We start from the raw sequence: 21,556 nt of genomic DNA, 5'->3' as shown, positions 1-21,556 counted from the left end.
CCTGGCATCGTTACGTTGATGTTGAGCATTATTTCTTGGGGTGACCTCGGCTTTTTTCTATATCATTTTTATACTGTTAACTAAAGAGTGCTTAATCTCATCAATTTTTTACTGAATTTTCTATTGGAAAATAGTGAATAATTAAAAAGAAAAAAGCTCAGAAATATGGCTTTTTCGGTGTTAAACTAATCATCTTGCTTGTGAAATGTGCAAACGATCGTTGGAATGCAAAAAGTTTGGAAAAATTGTTTGACTTCTAAGTCTAGGAAAGTAATATGTGCGCCACACAGAGACGAGATGTTTAAGAAAAACAAATCGTATGTGACTAAAATATGGTGAGGTGGCCGAGAGGCTGAAGGCGCTCCCCTGCTAAGGGAGTATGCGGTCAAAAGCTGCATCGAGGGTTCGAATCCCTCCCTCACCGCCATTTTAGGCTCTGCATCCGTAGCTCAGCTGGATAGAGTACTCGGCTACGAACCGAGCGGTCGGAGGTTCGAATCCTCCCGGATGCACCATTTTCAACCTTATGAGTGAAACTGATAAGGTGATGTTTTGGTTTATAGCGAACTAAAACAAAGTAGTTTAGATTTTATATGATATTAAATATCATAAAATAGTGAAGTAGATTTTGATTAAGCAGTATTGAGAGAGAAGTACGTATTGCACTGAAATGCATCCGTAGCTCAGCTGGATAGAGTACTCGGCTACGAACCGAGCGGTCGGAGGTTCGAATCCTCCCGGATGCACCATCTCTTAAACACTTCTGTAATGTATCAACAATCCTTTCATCAATTTTGAAATCCAAATTACTGCTGTGTTTCGACAGCATCGATTGATAATCGACAAATTCTGCATCCGTAGCTCAGCTGGATAGAGTACTCGGCTACGAACCGAGCGGTCGGAGGTTCGAATCCTCCCGGATGCACCATCATTAAGAAACTCCTCAATTAGAGGAGTTTTTTTTTGCCTAAAAATTGGCGTATAACCCAATTTCCTTCTGTTTTTCTATTTTCTCTTCTTGGTAAACCACACATCTAGACAGCGACAATTTATGTGATTTAAGCTAAAGTAATCGCCTTATTAAAATAAAACTAAATCACAGGCGGGAGGTCGATTTGATCCCGGACGTATCAAAAGCGCTCTCATGGTTAGAGGCGCACCCGGAAATTCTCAATGGTATTCAACGTGGTATTGAGCGTGAAACATTACGTGTGTCACCTCAAGGAGCGTTAGCCGAGACATTGCATCCAAATGAGCTGGGGAAAGCACTCACCCATAAATGGATCACCACAGATTTTGCGGAATCCTTACTCGAATTTATTACACCTGTAGATAAAAGTATTAGCCATAATTTGGCTTTTCTGCGGGATCTGCATCGCTATACGGCGCGCCATCTGCACGATGAAAGAATGTGGCCACTCAGTATGCCTTGCTTTATTGAGAGTGAAGATAAAATCACACTGGCGCAGTATGGCACCTCTAATGTAGGGCAGTTCAAAACCTTATATCGTGAAGGTTTAAAAAATCGCTATGGTGCATTAATGCAAACCATCGCTGGCGTACACTATAACTTCTCATTCCCCATTGAGTTTTGGAAGGCATGGGCAGGGATTGAAGACGCTGAAAGTGGTAAAGAAAAAATATCTGAAGGTTATTTACGGCTGATCAGAAATTATTATCGCTTTGGTTGGGTGATCCCATACTTATTTGGTGCTTCTCCCGCTATTTGCGGTTCTTTCTTGAAAAATAGAGAGACCTCATTAGACTTCAGCAAAACTGAGTGTGGTACCTACTACCTGCCTTATGCAACGTCATTGAGAATGAGTGATTTGGGATACACCAATAAATCTCAGAGTGATTTAAATATTACATTTAACCACCTTGATGAATATGTGGAAAATCTGAAGAAAGCCATCCACAAGCCTTCTGCTGAGTTTGAAAAGCTGGGCGTAAAAAAAGACGGTAAATATGTTCAGCTGAACACTAATGTGCTGCAAATCGAGAACGAATTGTATGCACCAATTCGTCCTAAGCGAGTGCCTCTGGGCAATGAATCACCTTCAGATGCGCTATTGCGTGGTGGTATCGAATATATTGAAGTTCGTTCTCTCGATATCAATCCATTTAGTCCTATCGGTGTTAATGAGACTCAAGCTCGCTTTGTAGACTTATTCCTGATTTGGTGCGTGCTTGCTGATGCCCCTGAAATGAACGTTCAGGAGTTAGATTGCTGCCGTAAGAATTGGAACCGCGTTATCCTCGAAGGACGTAAACCAGGGCAGGTAATCGGTTTTGGTTGTGGTAGTGAGCTCAAGCCTCTAGTCGAAGTTGGACAAACACTATTCAAAGATTTGATCCGTGTTGCGGAAGTCTTAGACACCTGCTGTGATGCGAAATATAAAGATGTATGCTATCAGTTTGTCGCTATGTTTGAAGATCCAAACCTGACTTACTCAGCCCTAGTGATGGACGAAATGTTAGAAAAGGGTATTGGTGGTTATGGGCTGGAGTTAGCTGAGAAATATTATCAGCAATTAATTAACGAGCCTTATGAAGTGATCACTGAAGAGCAATTTGAACAAGCTCGTTTGGCTTCCATTGAAAAACAGAAATTGATGGAGCAGGACAAAAGCGAAAGCTTTGAAGAGTATCTTCGGATTCACGCAGGACGCTAAAAGAAATGGCCACAACAAGGTGGCCAAATAAAAATCTCTTAGAGAATTAGGGATGATAACAATTTGCGCGTCTTTCACATAGTAAGACTCTGCATTTTTGGATTAGTTTCATTTTTTTCAAAATTATTTTTTTTATTTTTATGGAGGTCATGAAATGCCGTTATTAGACAGTTTTACTGTGGATCACACGCGTATGGCTGCTCCTGCTGTTCGCGTAGCAAAAACGATGAAAACGCCTCATGGGGACGCTATCACTGTGTTTGATTTACGTTTTACAGTCCCAAATAAAGAAGCAATGACAGAAAAAGGAACGCATACCTTAGAGCACCTTTTTGCTGGATTTATGCGTGACCACCTTAATGGAAATGGCGTGGAAATTATCGACATTTCACCAATGGGATGCCGTACAGGTTTCTACATGAGCTTGATTGGTCAGCCAGATGAACTGCGTGTAGCGAAAGCATGGAAGGCGGCTATGCAAGATGTGCTCAATGTTCAGGATCAAAATAAGATCCCTGAACTTAACGTATATCAATGTGGAACGTATACGATGCACTCACTTGAAGAAGCTCAGCAAATTGCTCGAAATATCATTGCGAAAGATATTCAAGTTAATAAAAATGATGAACTCGCTCTTCCTGAAGAGAAGTTAGCTCAGCTTCACGTTTAGTTATTCAAAGAAACAATGTTTGAAAAAGCCTTAAAATCATCGAATAATTGTTCGTGGTTTTAAGGCTTTTTATGTAGAACTTAAAACTCAGGGACTTGTGAGTTAAAGCCAAGAGGTGTGATTTTTACTTGTTTAATAATATTATCGCTGACAGCTAAGACTTCGATAACATAACGCCCGATAACAATTTGTTCCTCTGGTTGAGGTACATCTCCCAATACTTCCAGAACCATACCGTTAACCGTTCTAGGACCCTCTACAGGAAGGTTCCAGTCGAAAGCTTTGTTTAGGTCTCGGATGTTGGCGGAGCCGTCCACAAGGACACTGCCGTCACTTTGTGGCATAACCTCTTCAGCAAGTGAAGGTGACATGGATGTTGTAAAGTCACCCACAATCTCCTCCAAAATATCTTCTACGGTGATTAAGCCTTGAATTTCACCATACTCATCGACAATGATCCCTAGCTTTTCTTTTTTATGTTGAAAGTTGATTAACTGAACATTCAGGGGAGTACTATTGGGAATGAAATAGATGCTATCCGCGGCTTTAATTAAGTTTTGCTTGTTGAATTCGCGCTTTTCAACCATTAGACGGTAAGCTTCTCGTACGCGTAAAATACCGATCGAATCGTCAAGCGAATCACGATATAGCACAATGCGCCCATGAGGGGAGTGGGTGAGCTGCCTCACGATAGACTTCCAGTCATCATTTATATCAATTCCCACAATTTCATTTCGTGGCAGCATGATATCGCCGACGGTGACTTTATCTAAATCGAGAATCGAAATTAACATGTCCTGATTGCGTCGACTGAGCTTATTCTTGGACTCATGAACGATAGTGCGTAACTCTTCCTTATTAACCGCATCATTGCGAGTTGCGGAGACTTTTATCCCACAGCAGCGCATAAATAGGGTCGAAATAGTATTAAATGCCCATACAACAGGTAACATGATTTTTTGCAGTGGTGTAAGAATAAAACTGCTAGGGAAGGCAATTCGTTCAGGGTAAAGGGCTGCAATCGTTTTTGGCACCACTTCTGCAAACAGTAAAATGACGAAAGTGAGAATACCTGTTGCGATAGCTACCCCCATATTTCCATATAGACGCATTCCAATAATGGTTGCGAGAGCGGAAGCGACAATGTTGATGAGATTATTGCCAATGAGAACTAAGCCGAGTAGACGGTCAGGGTGGCGTAGGAGTTTCTCAACACGAACAGCGGAGCGATTACCTTGTTTCGCTAAATGTTTTAACCGATAACGGTTCAATGTCATCATACTGGTTTCTGAAGCCGAAAAATAAGCAGATAAAAAAATTAAAACAATCAGTATGATGATTAGAGTACCAGTAGATACTTCATCCAAAACAAGGTTCCTTATAACGGTCGTGTAAGACTAAAATGGTGTTTATACCATAGTTAATTGCTGGATTAGACGATTGCCAAAAAACGCTAAGGTAAGGATCAGTGAACCGCCAACATGGAAAAATAAAACGCGCTTGCCTCTCCATCCACCATGGAAATGCCCCCACAGTAAAATGACATAAACAAACCAAGCAATGACAGAGAGTACAGATTTATGAATATTCTCTTTATCAAAGATATTATCCATATAAATGAAGCCAGTACACAATGTTAGCGTTAGTAAAATGACGCCTACTTGTGTGACATGAAACATTTTGCGTTCAATCACCATCATGGGAGGCATATCAGGGCTGAATTTTAAAATTTTATTTTTAAGCTGATAGTCGATAATCGCCACTTGAAAAGCATATAACGCAGCAATCAGTAGCGTTGCATAACTTAATAAAGCTAATCCAATATGCACAAATAATGGCGTACTTGCTTCTAAATGAGTAATAAACTCACCAGGCATAATGGTGGATAAAATTAGGTTAATAATTGCGAAACTATACACAATTGGGGTTAAGTACCAAGCCCTTCCTAAATATGAAACCACCGTCATAATCAAACACATTAATAAACTGACGGATGATCCTAAATTTAGGAGTGTGAGATTTTGCCCGCTAGCCTCACTAAAAATTTGTAATTTCAAGGTGATTGCGTGAGTGACCATCGCTACGATAGCTAATAAAATAGCCAATCGACGATAAAGCGCTTGCTTACGCACTTGTGCTGGGACGATCAGAAGCAGGCTGACCATGTATGTACAAACTGCTATGACTGCAAATACGGGCATAGTATAGTGTCGTTATTCATTTTGAGTGGATAGATATTGACTAGTATAACTCGTGCAAGTGTAGGCTCCAACTAATAGGTATGATGTATCGCTGTATATTCTTTACTAATCGCTCATTTAGGCTAATTAAACGAAGCAGCGAAACCCCATCAAGTGTGATACAATCGGCGACCAACATCAGCGTTGAATTGTGCCGTGGCTATCTTGAGTTTGCCCTTGAAATACAGCGCGCGAGTAACCAAATAAGGCTACATATAGGCCCATAACAGAATTGAGCTAAGACACATGTTTGATAACTTAACTGACAGACTATCGCGCACTTTGCGCAATATCAGCGGGCGTGGACGTCTGACTGATGACAATATTAAAGATACATTACGCGAAGTTCGCATGGCATTACTGGAAGCCGACGTTGCTCTGCCAGTCGTCCGTGAATTTATTCAAAAAGTTAAAGAAAGCGCTGTTGGTCAAGACGTTAATAAAAGCCTAACCCCAGGCCAAGAGTTCATTAAGATTGTACAAAATGAACTGACCCGTGCAATGGGTGAAGAAAATCATCAGCTGAATTTATCTGCTCAGCCTCCTGCTGTGGTTTTGATGGCGGGTTTACAAGGTGCGGGTAAAACAACCAGCGTTGCAAAACTGGGTAAGCTGTTAAAAGAAAAACAGAAGAAAAAAGTCTTAGTGGTTTCCGCCGACGTATATCGTCCTGCGGCGATCAAGCAATTAGAAACATTAGCCGAAGCGGTTGGGGTTGATTTCTTCCCCTCTGAAGTACAAGAAAAGCCAGCTGCAATTGTCCAAAAAGCATTAAAACACGCACAATTACAGTTTTATGATGTGCTGTTAGTGGATACAGCGGGCCGCTTACATGTCGATGAAGCGATGATGGAAGAGATCCAAGAAGTTCATCGCATTATTAATCCAGTTGAAACACTGTTTGTGGTTGATGCCATGACAGGTCAAGATGCGGCAAATACAGCGAAAGCATTTAACGAAGCGCTACCATTAACAGGGATTGTATTAACCAAAGTTGATGGTGATGCCCGTGGTGGTGCCGCGTTGTCTATCCGTGCAATTACTGGTAAGCCAATCAAATTCTTAGGGGTTGGTGAGAAAACTGATGCCCTTGAACCATTCCATCCAGAGCGTGTAGCTTCACGTATTTTAGGCATGGGTGATGTGTTATCTCTGATTGAAGAGATCGAACACAAAGTTGACCGCGATGAAGCTGAAAAATTAGCTAAGAAGTTGAAAACAGGGGATACCTTTGATCTCAATGACTTCTTAAATCAGCTAAAACAGATGCGTAATATGGGCGGAATGACCAGCATGCTGAGTAAGATGCCAGGGATGTCCCAGTTACCTGATGCCGTTAAATCCCAAATGGATGATAAAATTACTATCCGTATGGAAGCTATGATCCAATCGATGACGCGTAAAGAGCGGGAAAAACCAGAGATCATCAAAGGGTCACGTAAACGTCGTATTGCTGCGGGTTCAGGCACTACCGTACAAGAAGTGAATAAGCTTTTAAAACAGTTTGATGATATGCAGCGCATGATGAAAAAGATGAAAAAAGGCGGTCTCGCCAAGATGATGCGCGGTATGAAAGGTATGATGCCTCCGGGATTTCCGGGGCGTTAAGCAATGAAGCCTGAAACAAAAGTATACTTTTGATTGATTTTTGCGTCAAAGTAAGTAAACTTTTCGGGCTTTTTATATGACAGCCGGACTCTATCCCTCGATGGAGTCTGGTTGTTTTGTTAACTAATGAGGATGTTATGGTAACAATTCGTTTATCTCGTGGCGGCGCTAAAAAACGTCCGTTCTACCAAATCGTTGTAACCGATAGCCGCAATGCGCGTGACGGTCGTTTCATTGAGCGTATCGGTTTCTTCAACCCGATCGCTGCTGGTCAAGCAGAAGAATTGCGTTTAGACCTGGACCGTATCGAGCATTGGGTTGGCTTAGGCGCAACTATTTCTGACCGTGTTGCACAACTGGTCAAACAAGCTAAAAAAGTAGCTTAATCTGTCACGGTGGTAACAATGAGCAAGCAAACTAAACTAGTGCCTCCTTCAAACCCAATCGTATTGGGAAAATTAGGCGCGGCATACGGTATTCGTGGTTGGCTCAAAGTTTTTTCCTCCACCGAACATGCTGAAAGTATTTTTGATTATCAACCTTGGTTTATCCAACGCTCTGGTCAATGGCAACACATTGAAATAGAAGATTGGAAACATCATAACAAAGATATCATCGTCAAGCTCAAAGGGGTCGAAGACCGTGATGCAGCCGCCCTGTTAACTAATTTTGAAATTGCGGTTGATTCAACCCAACTTCCTGATTTGGATAACGACGAATATTACTGGAAAGACCTAATGGGTTGCCACGTAGTGACGTCAGAGGGTTATGACCTTGGTACCGTTATTGATATGATGGAAACTGGATCGAATGACGTTCTAGTGATTAAGGCAAATTTAAAAGATGCATTTGGCATCAAGGAGCGGTTGGTTCCGTTTCTTGATGGGCAGGTTATCAAGAAAGTCGATCTCTCCACTAAAATTATTGAAGTGGAGTGGGATCCTGGTTTTTAAATCTCCGGTTTACCGGTTTTAATGAGTGGGATAAATCATGTGGATTGGGGTAATTAGCCTGTTTCCCGACATGTTCCGCGCAATAACCGAGTACGGGGTAACTGGTCGGGCAGTGAAGAATAGCCTGCTAACCGTTGAGTGTTGGAATCCGCGAGATTTTACTCACGATAGACACAAAACAGTTGATGATCGCCCCTACGGTGGTGGTCCAGGCATGCTGATGATGGTGCAACCGTTAAAAGATGCAATCCACGCAGCTAAAGCTGAGGCCGGTGATGGTGCGAAAGTGATTTATCTTTCGCCTCAAGGTCGCAAACTTGGTCAAGACGGAGTTTGTGAACTGGCAACAAATGAGAAGTTAATTCTTGTTTGTGGTCGTTATGAAGGTATTGATGAGCGAATCATTCAAACCGAAATTGACGAAGAATGGTCAATCGGTGATTACGTTCTCAGTGGTGGGGAACTCCCCGCTATGGTGTTGATAGACTCAGTCTCTCGGTTTATCCCTGGAGTACTCGGTCATCAAGCTTCGGCTCAAGAAGATTCTTTTGCAGATGGCTTGTTAGATTGTCCTCACTATACCCGACCAGAGGTGTTAGATGGTATGCAAGTTCCTGATATCTTACTTTCAGGAAACCATGCCAAGATCGATAGCTGGCGCATGAAGCAGTCACTCGGTCGTACCTGGCTTAGAAGACCTGAGCTTCTAGAAAGCCTAGCTCTGACTGACGAGCAGAGGATGTTGTTAGCTGAATTCCAACGGGAATATCAAGCTGAGCAACCAGTGAATCCAGACAATTAATTGTCTAAACATATCAGTTTACCTAGGGTAAGAGAGTTATTATGAGCAACATTATTAAACAACTTGAACAAGAGCAGATGAAGCAGGATGTACCTTCATTCCGTCCGGGTGACTCCGTGGAAGTTAAGGTATGGGTCGTAGAAGGCTCTAAAAAACGTCTGCAGGCATTTGAGGGCGTGGTTATCGCTATTCGTAACCGCGGTCTGCACTCTGCATTCACTGTTCGTAAAATTTCTAACGGCGAAGGTGTTGAGCGTGTATTCCAAACTCACTCTCCAGTCGTAGATAGCATTGCTGTTAAACGTCGTGGTGCTGTTCGCAGAGCTAAACTGTACTACCTGCGTGAGCGTTCTGGTAAGGCAGCTCGTATCAAAGAGCGTCTGAACGCCAAGTAATACGCTTTCGCTACATCCGAAAGTTATAATTGAGGCCCGCATATTTGCGGGCCTTTTTTATATTCGTCATATTTCAAGCTCTCGCGGTGTTGGCTACGTTCATTCGTACTAATCACATACTCATGTATGCGCCTAGCGACAACTCGAACTATTTAGTATATATCGTTCAATCAATCCCATTGTGTAAATTTATATTTACTTATTTTATTCATGCTTTGCTTTTGAATATGATATTTTTCTCCAAATTTTAAATAATATTATTTAAATTCAACTGGATGTGTAAGTGTAACTTTTTATGTACGTATGATTGAATTATTTTACGGTTTTGGATTGAATTCTTTACGATGCATGATATGTTATCTCTCACGCACCAAACACAAGATCGATAAATAACACCATCTATAAATAATAAGCTAAGTAGGTAATTAAATGATCATGCAAAAAGATGTACTCAATAATGTGAATATTCAAGACGAACAGGTTCTAATTACTCCTGAGAGTCTGAAACAAAAATACCCGTTGAGTCACAGCAATCTGCATGCCATTGCGACATCGCGTAAAGTGATTGCTGATATTATTCATCAGCGTGACCCGCGTTTACTCGTGGTATGTGGTCCTTGCTCAATCCATGATGTGGATGCTGCCATTGAATATGGTGAGCGTTTACAGAAACTTGCTGCTGAATTAAGTGATAGCTTATATATTGTGATGCGTGTGTATTTTGAAAAACCTCGTACAACGGTAGGTTGGAAAGGCTTAATTAGCGATCCATTCATGGATGGTAGTTTTGAAATGGAAAAAGGTCTGCATATTGCACGTGACCTGCTAACGAGCTTAGTTAACATGGGGCTACCACTGGCGACAGAAGCTTTAGATCCCAATAATCCACAATACTTAGGTGATTTATTCAGCTGGTCTGCTATCGGGGCAAGAACAACAGAGTCTCAAACTCACCGTGAAATGGCGTCAGGTTTATCAATGCCAGTTGGTTTTAAAAATGGGACTGACGGAAGTTTATCCACTGCAATCAATGCGTTAAAAGCAGCTGCGATGCCACATCGTTTTATGGGAATTAACCAGTCAGGTCAAGTTTGTTTACTTCATACCAGCGGAAATAAAAATGGTCATGTGATCTTGCGTGGCGGAAAGGCACCAAATTACGATGAACAAAGCATTGCAGCATGTGAAGCCGAAATGAAAAAAGCAGGGCTTGAGCCATCATTAATGGTGGATTGTAGCCATGGTAACTCGAATAAAGATTTCCGCCGCCAGCCACTGGTTGTTGATTCAATTATCGAGCAAATTATTAATGGTAATGAATCAATTACAGGTATTATGCTTGAAAGCCATATTAATGAGGGTAACCAGTCATCAGAACAGCCACGTGAAAACATGAAATACGGTGTTTCAGTGACGGATGCTTGCATTAACTGGGAAGAAACTGAGTCTGTGTTGCGTAAATTACATCAAGCATTAACACCAATGCTAGAGCAGCGCGGGCAAAAATTAAGCAAAGTGAGCTGAGCAAGGTATTGGTATGTCTGCTGAATTATCCCACTTACGGGAACAGATTGATGAAGTTGATAAGTCATTATTAGATTTGTTAGCGAAACGACTTCAGCTCGTCGCTGAAGTTGGTGAAGTCAAAAGTCAACATGGGTTACCTATCTATGTCCCTGAGCGTGAATCCAGTATGTTGGCAGCTCGTCGCGCTGAAGCGGAGCGAATGGGGATTCCGCCTGATTTGATCGAAGACGTTCTTCGACGGATTATGCGTGAATCTTATGCGCGGGAAAATGATAAAGGTTTTAAAACGTTAAACCCTGCGGCTGGTCCTATTGTTATTGTGGGCGGGGAGGGGAAAATGGGGCGGCTATTTCATCGTCTCCTTTCCCTATCAGGATATCAGATCAAATTATTAGGTGAGCAGGACTGGGATAATGCGACCGACATTGTTTCTGGTGCGAGTGTGGTGATGGTCAGTGTGCCTATTCACCTTACAGTCGATGTGATTAGACGGTTGCCAAAGCTGGATTCCGATACAATTTTAGTGGATATCGCTTCGGTGAAGCAAAAGCCCTTAGAAGCAATGTTAGCCGTGCATCAAGGACCTGTCCTTGGGCTGCACCCGATGTTTGGTCCTGATATTGGTAGCGTTGCTAAGCAAGTTTTTGCTTACTGTGATGGGCGAGATGCTAAATCGTATCAATGGTTACTGGAGCAGCTGCAAGTTTGGGGGGCACGCTTAAAAGCGATTAAGCCCGAAGAGCATGATCGTAATATGAGCTTCATTCAAGCGCTGCGACACTTTACAACATTTACGTATGGACAAAATTTAGCTAAGGAGCAGGTTGATTTACAGCAACTATTAGATCTATCTTCTCCAATTTACCGCCTTGAATTAGCGATGGTTGGGCGCTTATTTGCACAAGATCCACAGTTGTATGCTGATATCATTATGTCTTCGGATGAAAATGTAGAGTTGATCCGCCGTTACTATCAACTGTTGGGGCAATCTATTGAAATGTTAGAGCGTAAAGATAAAGCCGAATTTATTCGACAATTCGAACAAGTCAGCCAATGGTTTGGTGAAGATGCACATCATTTTATGAAAGAAAGCCAATCTCTATTACAACGGGCGAACGATAACCGTAAGTAATCTTTACCGCTATTACCCTGTAGCTTATGGGGTGTAGCGGTTCTTATGCGAAAAGTGCGAATGACATTTTTATGACTTATTTTTATTTAAAATAAGTAATTGTACTTACTCCCGTGTGTTATCCCAAATTTTGAGAAATCTATCGGTAAGATATGGCGGGATCTTTTGCTTAAATGACAATTAATCAATTTATAATATCGATATTTATAAATTAAACGATTTATCTAATAAAGATCCCCCATCATCGACCGATAACACTAATCATTAAATGATGATAAGTGTGGTAAACCGATGTCTTTTAAAAACCTCAAAATTAGTTTTAAGTTAACAATTGCGTTTGGCGTTTTCATTGCGTTAATCGTTTTAAGCTCTCTATTTTCATTAGTGAATATGAATCGTGCAAATGACCGTATTCAGAATGTTATCTTCAAAAGTTATCCTATTACAGCTAATGCAAATGCCGTGATGGATAACTTTTATACTTATATTGCTATGCAAGAATTGATTTTATTGGATGATCGAGGGAGTGATAAGCGTAAGGATGAGTTAGTTAAAATCAGCCAAAATATTTCTGACTTATTGGATGAATTGGATAGAAACATCACGGATAGCCGCTCTCGTGAAGTGCTTGATAATATTCATGAGGTAAGGGGAAAATTCATCAATTCTCAACAAGAGATGATGAACTTGATGAATCAAAATAATCGACAAGCTGCGATTGAAGTCATGATGACAAAAACGTCGGCTATTCAGAGAGAGTATCGTGAACAAGTTCAAAACCTCATTGCTATCCAAAATATGCTAATGCAAGAAACGGGTTATCAAGTTGAAGATGACTACAAAGCAAACCGTGTTTTATTGGCATTTCTATCGATTATTAGCATCATTGTTGGCTGCATTATGGGGTGGTATATCACGCGTATTATTACTCGACCTTTAGAGCAAGCCGTTGATTTCTCTAAATCAATTGCGAGTGGAGATTTGACTAAAATTATTCAAGCAGAATCTAAAGATGAAACAGGAATCTTATTGGAGTCGCTTGATGAAATGAAGGGGCACCTGCTTGACATAGTTCAAGAGGTTCAAAATAGCTCTGAAAGTATTTCTGCAGCAGCAGGGCAAATTGTCGCAGGTAACCAGAATTTAGCTGCTCGAACAGAAGAGCAAGCAGCCTCTGTTGAACAAACAGCAAGTTCGATGGAGCAGATAACTTCAACGGTGCAAAACACGACTGAGCATACACATGAAGCAACCATGTTGGCTGATAACACGGCTGTGACAGTCAAAAACAATGGGCAGATGATGATTCAACTGACGGATAAAATGCGCGCAATTAATGGCTCATCTCAGAAAATGACCGACATCATCAATCTTATTGATTCCATTGCATTCCAGACTAATATCTTAGCGTTAAATGCTTCAGTTGAGGCAGCAAGGGCTGGGGAACATGGTCGAGGCTTTGCAGTGGTTGCAGGGGAAGTCAGACTACTCGCACAGAAAAGCGCAGCATCAGCCAGTGATATTCGTTCGTTAATCGAGAACTCGTTTTCACAAACCCAAGAAGGAATGGAATTAGTTGAGCAAGCTAGCCAGCAGATCCATGGTATGGTCGCGAGTGTGGATGAAATGAATGCGTTACTTCGTGAGATTGGGCAAGCTAGCCGTGAACAAAGTGATGGAATTTCACAAATTAACAGCGCAGTAGGACAGTTAGATTTAACTACCCAACAAAATGCAGGATTAGTGGAGGAGTCGGTGGTAGCGGCAGACTCACTAAACGAGCAAGCCTACCATCTACAAGAATTAGTTAATTACTTTAAAATTAGTGCAGTGACACAAAAATCATAATTAATAGCGAACATAATTAAAAAATAACACAGGTTAGCTGCCTGTGTTATTTCTATAGCAAATATTATGATGTCACTTTTTCGGGTTCTACTGGAACAATGTTTTCTGACGGATAACAGCCAAGAATTTTAATAGAACGGGTGATTTCAGCCAGTTCTTTTAATGCTTGTTGCATATTATCTGAACGTAAGTTGGCGTGCACATCCACATAAAACATCTCTTCCCAAGGTTTACCATTAATTGGGCGTGATTCTAATTTACTCATCACTATTTTATTATTTTTCAAAATAATTAAAGCATCGACTAATGCACCTGCTTGCTGCCCCGTTGTAATTAACAGCGTGGTTTTTGCTGGAACTTGCTCAGTGACTTCAATTGCTCGGGGGGCTACAACAATAAAGCGCGTCATATTAATCTGCTGATTCGCTAAATTATGTTCTAACACATTTAAGCCATATAATGCGCCGCCCGCTTCACTTCCTAGTGCGGCAACATTTGGAGAGTTATGTTCCGCGACTTTTTGCATTGCAGTGGATGTGCTATCGCAATATTCAATTTTCCAATGAGGGAACTGAGATAAATATTGGCTACATTGCTGGAATGGTTGAGGGTGACTGTATACCGTTTCAATCTGACTTAGATCGCTACCCGTTATGGTTAGTAGGCAATGGTTAATAGGTAAACGGATTTCACCGACAATTGAGAGTGATGTATTTTGCAGTAAATCATAAACATCATTGATTGCACCAGAGCTTGTATTTTCGATCGGTAAAATACCGTAATCTGCTTGACCGCTTTCAACCAGTGAAAAAATATCTTGGAATTTATGACAGCTACATTCAACGAGCTGATCAAAATGGCGTGCAGAATATTGGCGAGCGGCAACATGAGAATAAGAGCCTTTAGGACCTAAAAATGCAAATCGAGCAGTATCACTTGGTGTCAGATTTAAATGTTTCTGAAGAATAGCTTGCTGGGTAAGAACTGAATCTTCAATGATCATCTGAAATAAACGGGTGATATAAAACCCATCAAGACCAAGCGGTTTACCTTTATTAATTAATACATCGAGTAATTGGCGTTCGCGTTCTTTATCACGAATTGGGCGGTTATCATCAATTTTGGTTTCCGCGACTTCAATTGCATAGCCTCGACGTTTCGCAAGAAGCCCAAGGAGTTCACTGTCTAACTGGCTAATTTTCTCACGTACTTTCAGTAAATTAGTGCTATTTTCCATTCTGCGACCCTATCAAACATCAGTGAATAAAAAAGCCCCCTAGGTAGGAGGCTTTAAAATATTGTCTTCTTTTTTTTCTCGAACGACAAAAGCCCCTTAATGTGAGTGGCTAAAGAAGAAAAAGAAAACAGCATTTAGTTTCATGGTAAATCCTTACAATTGAAGTTATTCAAATAGACATGATAGTGAGCGAGAAGTCAACAAAAAACAGTGCATAACGTAAAAACGCGCCCATGATGAGCGCGTTTGGAAGGTTTCAAGATAAGTGGATTGATAATATAAAAATATAACGTAACTACTTAAACGTAACTGATTACAACGTCTCTAGATTCGCTTCTTTTACACTATTTGTTGCCCTTCTTGATTCTCCTTTATGTTGCACTTTATTTAACTGTCTTTCGAGTTTGTTGATAAGTTCATTTATTGCAACGTACATGTCTTCATGTTTAGAGCTTGCTACCAACTGTCCGGTAGCGGTTTTTATGTTGGCATCAACCATAAAACCTTGAGGTTCTTTTGACAGCACCACGTGAGGACTAATCAAGGTAACTTGCCATTTATCGAGTTTTGCTAGACGGCTTTCAATGTGTTCACGAATTGCGGGTGTGATGTCCATTTGTTTGCTAGTAATGTTAACAATCATATAGTTACCTCTCATTGTTTCCGTCTTTGATGAATTCAGAATACCGATATCTAAGAATAAAAAAATGATTTAGATCACACTTAAATTATGGAAGGTGAGGCACCCACGTGAAGTGTGATTTTGGCTAAAAAAGGGGGGTAAAAGGATTGCCAAAGTAACGATATTGAGGGAAACTGGAAAAGTTGGCTATCGACACGGTAAATAGCCGGTACTTTTTTTGGGTAAAATTTTAGGTTATGAATGTTAAAAGAAAATATTGAAAAGTATCCGCTTAATGTCCTTTAAAATCTCGTCTGAGATATCCAAAAAAAACAGCAGCCGAAGCTGCCGTTTTTATCTTAAAACATCACGTTAGAAAATAATTTATTGGTTGGCAGCAATGATGCTACCGACTTTGTTGGCTTCTTTATCTAAGCCCATCTCTTTATACGCGATTTCCATATATGCTAATGCTTGACGCGTAGCCTCTGTGTCTGGATAGTCTCTCAACATTTGTTGGACACGATTAACAACCGCGACATAAGCACCACGTTTGTTGTAATATTCAACGACAGAGAGATCAAATTTTGCCAGACGATCTTTTAAGTAGACTAAACGCTTACTCGCATCGTTGGAATATGGGCTATTCGGATAATAACGAACTAGCTGGCTTAAATCTTTGAATGCAACTAATGCATGCTGTGGATCACGGTCAGAGCGGTCGATACCAAAGAAACCTTGTAACATGCTGTCATCTAACGCCATTGCCGTTAAGCCACGCATGTAAAGAACGTAGTCAATATTGGGATGAGTTGGATTTAAACGCATGAAACGGTCAATTGAAGCTATCGCCATTGGTAGCTCAGCTGATTTATAATAAGCATAAATCAGGTCTAACTGTACTTGCTGCGAATATGGACCAAACGGGTAGCGGTTATCCAACGCTTCAAACTGTTTAATTGCCGCGTTATAGTTACCGTCCTGTAATTTTTGCTGACCCGTACTATAAATCTCAGCTGGGGAACTATCGGGGCTGACTTCGTTATTGCTGGAGCATCCGGCGAGAGCCAGGCTCAACGTGGCAGCTGCCACCAGATATTTCATACGTCTCATCACGTGTTGGTTATCCTCTGACTGTATCGAGGGAGTCTATCCGTAAGGCTCCCGGCAAAATTCGAGTTACAATAGCATACATTTTAAATGAAACGGCAGCGCCGTCAAAACACAAACACCAAAAAGTAGATTAATTTATGGCTCAACAAGTACAATTAAGTGCAACTATCGCTGAATCACAGCTTGGTCAACGTTTAGATCAAGCTTTGGCTGAATTGTTCCCTGATTATTCACGTTCTCGAATAAAAGAATGGATTTTAGACGATAGAGTGCAGGTTAACGGCAAAGTTATCAATAAGGCAAAAGAAAAAGTTTTAGGTGGTGAACAAATTTCCATCGATGCCCTGATTGAAGAAGATACCCGTTGGGAACCTCAAGATATTCCACTTGATGTTGTTTATGAAGATGAAGATATCCTAATTATTAATAAACCGCGTGATTTAGTTGTTCATCCTGGTGCTGGCAATCCAGATGGGACGATCTTAAACGCATTATTATATCGCTATCCTGAAATTGCGGATGTCCCACGAGCGGGGATTGTTCACCGTTTAGATAAAGACACCACTGGCTTAATGGTTGTCGCAAAAACAGTGCCAGCACAAACTCACTTAGTGGAAGCTCTACAACGTCGTGAAATTACGCGTGAATACGAAGCTGTAGCGGTAGGACGTATGACTGCAGGCGGTATGGTTGAAGAGCCTATTTCTCGCCATCCAACCAAAAGAACGCATATGGCAGTGCATCCAATGGGAAAACCTGCTGTCACACATTACCGTGTCATGGAACATTTCCGTGCGCATACACGTTTACGCCTACGTTTAGAAACGGGACGAACTCACCAAATCCGTGTTCATATGGCACATATTAATCATCCATTAATTGGTGATCAATTGTATGGCGGACGTCCTCGCCCATTAAAAGGGGCAACGGAGGAGTTCCTTGAAGTTATGCGTAAGTTTGATAGACAAGCGCTGCACGCAACGATGTTACGTTTATATCACCCAATCACAGGCATTCAAATGGAATGGCATGCGCCATTGCCGGATGATATGGTGGAGTTAATCGAGGCGCTGAAAGCTGACACTGAACTTCACAAAGACGATATGGACTGGTAATGAATACTTTGATTTTCCCTGAATGGCCGCAACCTAAAAATGTTTCAACATGCAGTACAACGCGTATTGGTGGAGTGAGCCATCCACCTTTTGATAGCTTAAATTTAGGTGATCATGTTGAGGATTTGCCTGAGGCAGTCAGGGAAAATCGCCATCGTCTCGAAGAGCTTGCTCAATTGCCACAACAACCTGTGTGGCTTGAGCAAGTACATGGTACCCATGTTCTACATTTAACTGGGAATCAGATTAAAAATCGTCAGGCTGATGCTGTATATACCAACCAAGTAGGTCAAGTGTGCGCGATTATGACCGCAGACTGCTTACCTGTATTGTTTTGTAGTCGTGATGGGCAGGAAGTTGCGGCTGCCCATGCAGGGTGGCGGGGGCTGTGCAATGGCGTGCTGGAAAACACACTTGCACAATTTAAAGCGCAATCTAGTGATATTATCGCATGGATGGGACCCGCGATTGGTCCTAATAAATTTGAAGTTGGTGCTGAGGTTAAACAGGCGTTTGTTAGCCAATCAGCGGATTTAGCTGAAGCATTTGTATCTCAGAATGATAAATTTCTCGCAAACATCTATTTACTCGCCCGTAAAAAACTATTGAAAGCGGGGGTTTCTGCGGTTTATGGCGGAGAATTTTGTACAGTAAGTGATGAAAACAGATTTTTTTCCTATCGACGAGAGGGTAAAACAGGAAGAATGGCATCCCTTATATGGATAAATAACTAGTTATCGGAATAATGTTCCAAATTAAAAGATATTGAAGAAATAATCCCGCCTAAAACTTGAATATAAAAAAATAGACCGCATCTTATTTCCAGTAGCAAGTTTAATCTTATTCTATTGGAGGTGTTATGCGTCTGGACCGTTTAACGAATAAATTCCAGCAAGCTCTCGCTGACGCCCAGTCATTAGCCCTTGGGCGCGAAAATCAGTTTATTGAACCAATTCATTTACTCAGTGCTTTGTTTAATCAAGAAAGTGGTACAGTGCGTCCGTTATTGACGACGCTCGGCGTGAACGCAATTGCGTTCCAAAACAAAATTGAAGATGCATTGGCTCGACTCCCTCAAGTGCAAGGTGTCGCTGGGGATGTACAACCATCAAGTGACTTAATGCGTCATTTGAACTTATGTGACCAATTGGCACAAAAGCACGGAGATGACTTTATCTCCTCAGAATTATTTCTGCTCGCAGCTTTAGAAGCCAATACAACGCTCGCTGATATGTTAAAAGCGGCGGGTGTCAATAAAGACAATTTGAAAAAGGCAATAGAACAGATGCGTGGTGGCGAAAAAGTGAATGACCAAAGCGCTGAAGACCAGCGCCAAGCTTTGAAAAAATATACCGTTGATTTAACTGAACGTGCAGAACAAGGTAAGTTAGACCCTGTAATTGGTCGTGATGAAGAAATTCGTCGTACTATTCAAGTGTTGCAACGCCGTACTAAAAATAACCCAGTCTTAATCGGTGAACCTGGTGTGGGTAAAACGGCGATTGTTGAAGGTTTAGCACAACGTATTGTCAATGGTGAAGTTCCTGAAGGACTGAAAAACAAACGTGTTTTATCACTGGATATGGGCGCTCTAATTGCAGGGGCGAAATATCGTGGTGAATTTGAAGAGCGTTTGAAAGGTGTATTGAATGACCTTGCGAAACAAGAAGGTAATGTCATTCTGTTTATTGATGAATTGCATACCATGGTTGGCGCAGGTAAAGCTGACGGAGCAATGGATGCAGGTAACATGTTAAAACCTGCTTTGGCTCGTGGTGAGCTGCACTGTGTAGGGGCAACAACGCTTGACGAATATCGTCAATATATAGAGAAAGACCCTGCGTTAGAACGTCGTTTCCAAAAAGTGTATGTTGCAGAGCCATCAGTAGAAGACACCATTGCTATTTTACGTGGCTTGAAAGAGCGTTATGAATTGCACCATCATGTGCAAATTACAGACCCTGCGATTGTTGCTGCGGCGACATTATCGCACCGTTATATTACTGACCGTATGCTGCCAGATAAAGCCATCGACTTAATTGATGAAGCTGGTGCAAGCTTACGTATGCAGATGGATTCAAAACCAGAATCTTTAGATAGATTAGAAAGACGTATTATCCAATTAAAACTGGAACAACAGGCATTGAAAAAAGAGTCTGACGATGCCAGTAAGAAACGCCTAGAAATGCTAGAAGAAGAGCTGGCGGAAAAAGAACGTGAATATTCTGCGTTAGAAGAAGAGTGGAAAGCTGAAAAAGCCTCGCTAACGGGAACTCAGCACATTAAAGCTGAATTAGAAAATACGCGTATTGAGATGGAAAAAGCGCGTCGTAATGGTGATTTAGCGAAAATGTCTGAGTTGCAGTATGGGCGTATTCCTGAATTGGAAAAACAGCTTGAAGCCGCGACGAAAGCAGAAGGTAAAAGCATGAAGCTTTTACGTAACAAAGTCACAGATGTGGAAATCGCAGAAATCTTAGCGCGTTGGACTGGTATTCCAGTTTCAAGAATGCTTGAAAGTGAAAGAGAAAAATTGTTACGGATGGAGCAACAGTTACATCAACGTGTTATTGGACAAGATGAAGCCGTTGTTGCTGTGTCGAATGCGATTCGTCGTAGCCGTGCTGGGTTATCGGATCCAAACCGTCCAATTGGCTCATTTATGTTCTTAGGTCCAACTGGGGTGGGTAAAACCGAATTATGTAAAGCATTGGCAAACTTTATGTTTGATAGCGACGACGCCATGGTTCGTATCGATATGTCCGAGTTTATGGAGAAACACTCTGTATCTCGTTTAGTCGGTGCTCCTCCAGGATATGTGGGATATGAAGAAGGTGGTTATTTAACTGAAGCCGTAAGACGCCGCCCATATTCAGTGATCCTGCTGGATGAAGTTGAAAAAGCGCACCCTGATGTATTTAACATTTTGCTGCAAGTGTTAGACGATGGTCGTCTGACCGATGGTCAAGGTAGAACGGTAGATTTCCGTAATACGGTGATCATCATGACTTCAAACTTAGGTTCCGACCTTATCCAAGAACGTTTTGGTATGATCGGTTACTCAGAAATGAAAGATATGGTGATGGAAGTTGTTGCCCATAACTTTAGACCTGAGTTTATTAACCGTATTGATGAAGTTGTTGTATTCCATCCATTAGGTAAAGAGCAAATTACGAATATTGCGAATATTCAATTGGCTCGTTTATATAAACGTTTGGAAGAACACGGTTATGAAGTAACAGCAACGGCAGCTGCACTAGAAAAAATTGGTGAAGCTGGTTTCGATCCAATCTTTGGTGCTCGTCCGTTAAAACGTGCGATTCAGCAAGAGATTGAAAACCCACTGGCACAAGAAATACTGTCAGGCAAATTAATTCCGGGTAAACCAATTACTTTGGATGTTGAAAATGATGAAATCGTAGCAAAACAATAAGTCAGCTAAAGGAAATCATTTAAAGGTAAGGAAAAAGGCGACCGAATGGTCGCCTTTTTTATGCGAATATCGTGAGAAAAGGTGTTTTTTGGTGAAAAAATGCCCGTGAAGTATAAAAGATAATCAGTTGGAAATTATTTTTCAAAAAAACACTTGCCAGATTTTTCTGACTCCCTATAATGCGCC

Annotated in this window: 18 protein-coding genes, 4 tRNA genes and 1 other annotated feature; of the genes, 17 read left to right on the top strand and 5 right to left on the bottom strand. The window is 41.3% G+C overall.

All coding sequences use genetic code 11. The features are described from left to right. Positions 1 to 334 precede the first annotated feature (334 nt). The 6 genes from PR766_RS01895 (at position 335) to luxS (ending at position 3,345) form a co-directional block, all read left to right on the top strand. Positions 335 to 427, top strand: a tRNA-Ser gene (locus PR766_RS01895). Positions 428 to 438: 11 nt separating this feature from the next. Next, positions 439 to 515 (top strand) — tRNA-Arg (locus PR766_RS01890). 157 nt (positions 516 to 672) lie between these two features. Continuing rightward, a tRNA-Arg gene (locus tag PR766_RS01885) sits at positions 673 to 749 on the top strand. 102 nt (positions 750 to 851) lie between these two features. Continuing rightward, a tRNA-Arg gene (locus PR766_RS01880) sits at positions 852 to 928 on the top strand. A gap of 187 nt (positions 929 to 1,115) precedes the next feature. Continuing rightward, the gene (gshA, locus tag PR766_RS01875; protein ID WP_006662617.1) at positions 1,116 to 2,675 is read left to right on the top strand and encodes a glutamate--cysteine ligase; all 1,560 of its coding nucleotides are present in this window, start codon (positions 1,116 to 1,118) and stop codon (positions 2,673 to 2,675) included. A 154-nt stretch (positions 2,676 to 2,829) separates the two neighbouring features. Next, entirely contained in the window at positions 2,830 to 3,345 is a 516-nt protein-coding gene (luxS, locus tag PR766_RS01870; protein WP_006660916.1) for an S-ribosylhomocysteine lyase, read from the top strand. Between the two features lie 80 nt (positions 3,346 to 3,425). Here the strand turns inward: luxS and PR766_RS01865 are convergent, their stop codons facing one another. Continuing rightward, entirely contained in the window at positions 3,426 to 4,712 is a 1,287-nt protein-coding gene (locus PR766_RS01865; protein ID WP_006662616.1) for a CNNM domain-containing protein, read from the bottom strand. 42 nt (positions 4,713 to 4,754) lie between these two features. Continuing rightward, entirely contained in the window at positions 4,755 to 5,546 is a 792-nt protein-coding gene (locus PR766_RS01860; RefSeq protein WP_006660914.1) for a cytochrome C assembly family protein, read from the bottom strand. 285 nt (positions 5,547 to 5,831) lie between these two features. On the opposite strand from PR766_RS01860, the gene ffh reads away from it, so the two are divergent. The 8 genes from ffh (at position 5,832) to PR766_RS01820 (ending at position 13,850) form a co-directional block, all read left to right on the top strand. Further along, positions 5,832 to 7,193: a signal recognition particle protein gene (gene ffh / locus PR766_RS01855; RefSeq protein ID WP_006660913.1), complete on the top strand. Its 1,362-nt coding sequence runs from the start codon at positions 5,832 to 5,834 to the stop codon at positions 7,191 to 7,193. A 137-nt stretch (positions 7,194 to 7,330) separates the two neighbouring features. Beyond that, entirely contained in the window at positions 7,331 to 7,579 is a 249-nt protein-coding gene (rpsP, locus tag PR766_RS01850; RefSeq protein WP_006660912.1) for a 30S ribosomal protein S16, read from the top strand. An 18-nt stretch (positions 7,580 to 7,597) separates the two neighbouring features. Then, positions 7,598 to 8,146, top strand: a complete 549-nt coding sequence (rimM, locus tag PR766_RS01845) for a ribosome maturation factor RimM (protein WP_006660911.1) — start codon at positions 7,598 to 7,600, stop codon at positions 8,144 to 8,146. Between the two features lie 37 nt (positions 8,147 to 8,183). Beyond that, positions 8,184 to 8,948: a tRNA (guanosine(37)-N1)-methyltransferase TrmD gene (gene trmD / locus PR766_RS01840; RefSeq protein ID WP_006660910.1), complete on the top strand. Its 765-nt coding sequence runs from the start codon at positions 8,184 to 8,186 to the stop codon at positions 8,946 to 8,948. Between the two features lie 41 nt (positions 8,949 to 8,989). Next, complete coding sequence (gene rplS, locus PR766_RS01835) at positions 8,990 to 9,343, top strand: 50S ribosomal protein L19 (protein WP_006660909.1); 354 nt, start codon at positions 8,990 to 8,992, stop codon at positions 9,341 to 9,343. Positions 9,344 to 9,772: 429 nt separating this feature from the next. Further along, complete coding sequence (locus PR766_RS01830; protein ID WP_006660908.1) at positions 9,773 to 10,867, top strand: 3-deoxy-7-phosphoheptulonate synthase; 1,095 nt, start codon at positions 9,773 to 9,775, stop codon at positions 10,865 to 10,867. A gap of 13 nt (positions 10,868 to 10,880) precedes the next feature. Next, positions 10,881 to 12,002, top strand: a complete 1,122-nt coding sequence (gene tyrA / locus PR766_RS01825) for a bifunctional chorismate mutase/prephenate dehydrogenase (protein ID WP_006662613.1) — start codon at positions 10,881 to 10,883, stop codon at positions 12,000 to 12,002. Between the two features lie 291 nt (positions 12,003 to 12,293). Then, positions 12,294 to 13,850: a methyl-accepting chemotaxis protein gene (locus tag PR766_RS01820; protein WP_154636365.1), complete on the top strand. Its 1,557-nt coding sequence runs from the start codon at positions 12,294 to 12,296 to the stop codon at positions 13,848 to 13,850. A 64-nt stretch (positions 13,851 to 13,914) separates the two neighbouring features. On the opposite strand, the gene pheA is transcribed toward PR766_RS01820, so the two are convergent. The 3 genes from pheA to bamD all read right to left on the bottom strand — a co-directional run bounded on the left by pheA (position 13,915) and on the right by bamD (position 16,822). After that, complete coding sequence (gene pheA / locus PR766_RS01815; RefSeq protein WP_006660905.1) at positions 13,915 to 15,087, bottom strand: bifunctional chorismate mutase/prephenate dehydratase; 1,173 nt, start codon at positions 15,085 to 15,087, stop codon at positions 13,915 to 13,917. 25 nt (positions 15,088 to 15,112) lie between these two features. After that, positions 15,113 to 15,232, bottom strand: a sequence feature (Phe leader region). 168 nt (positions 15,233 to 15,400) lie between these two features. Beyond that, a complete protein-coding gene (raiA, locus tag PR766_RS01810; protein ID WP_006662611.1) occupies positions 15,401 to 15,730 on the bottom strand; it encodes a ribosome-associated translation inhibitor RaiA in 330 nt (109 codons plus the stop codon). A gap of 363 nt (positions 15,731 to 16,093) precedes the next feature. Next, positions 16,094 to 16,822: an outer membrane protein assembly factor BamD gene (gene bamD, locus PR766_RS01805; RefSeq protein WP_154636366.1), complete on the bottom strand. Its 729-nt coding sequence runs from the start codon at positions 16,820 to 16,822 to the stop codon at positions 16,094 to 16,096. A 137-nt stretch (positions 16,823 to 16,959) separates the two neighbouring features. Here bamD and rluD point away from each other — a divergent pair, with 137 nt between their 5' ends. From rluD to clpB, 3 genes are all read left to right on the top strand, one after another. Further along, the gene (gene rluD / locus PR766_RS01800; RefSeq protein WP_006660902.1) at positions 16,960 to 17,937 is read left to right on the top strand and encodes a 23S rRNA pseudouridine(1911/1915/1917) synthase RluD; all 978 of its coding nucleotides are present in this window, start codon (positions 16,960 to 16,962) and stop codon (positions 17,935 to 17,937) included. Then, on the top strand, positions 17,937 to 18,671 hold the full coding sequence (gene yfiH, locus PR766_RS01795) for a purine nucleoside phosphorylase YfiH (RefSeq protein ID WP_036962614.1): 735 nt from the start codon (positions 17,937 to 17,939) through the stop codon (positions 18,669 to 18,671). Before rluD ends, yfiH begins: the two co-directional genes overlap by 1 nt. A 125-nt stretch (positions 18,672 to 18,796) precedes the next feature. Then, positions 18,797 to 21,370: an ATP-dependent chaperone ClpB gene (gene clpB / locus PR766_RS01790; RefSeq protein WP_006660900.1), complete on the top strand. Its 2,574-nt coding sequence runs from the start codon at positions 18,797 to 18,799 to the stop codon at positions 21,368 to 21,370. Positions 21,371 to 21,556 lie beyond the last annotated feature (186 nt).

Source organism: Providencia sp. PROV208, from assembly GCF_028479465.1.
Classification (GTDB): domain Bacteria; phylum Pseudomonadota; class Gammaproteobacteria; order Enterobacterales; family Enterobacteriaceae; genus Providencia; species Providencia alcalifaciens.
The sequence above is the reverse complement of the archived record's forward strand: the minus strand, read 5'-3'. Positions and strand labels throughout refer to the sequence as shown.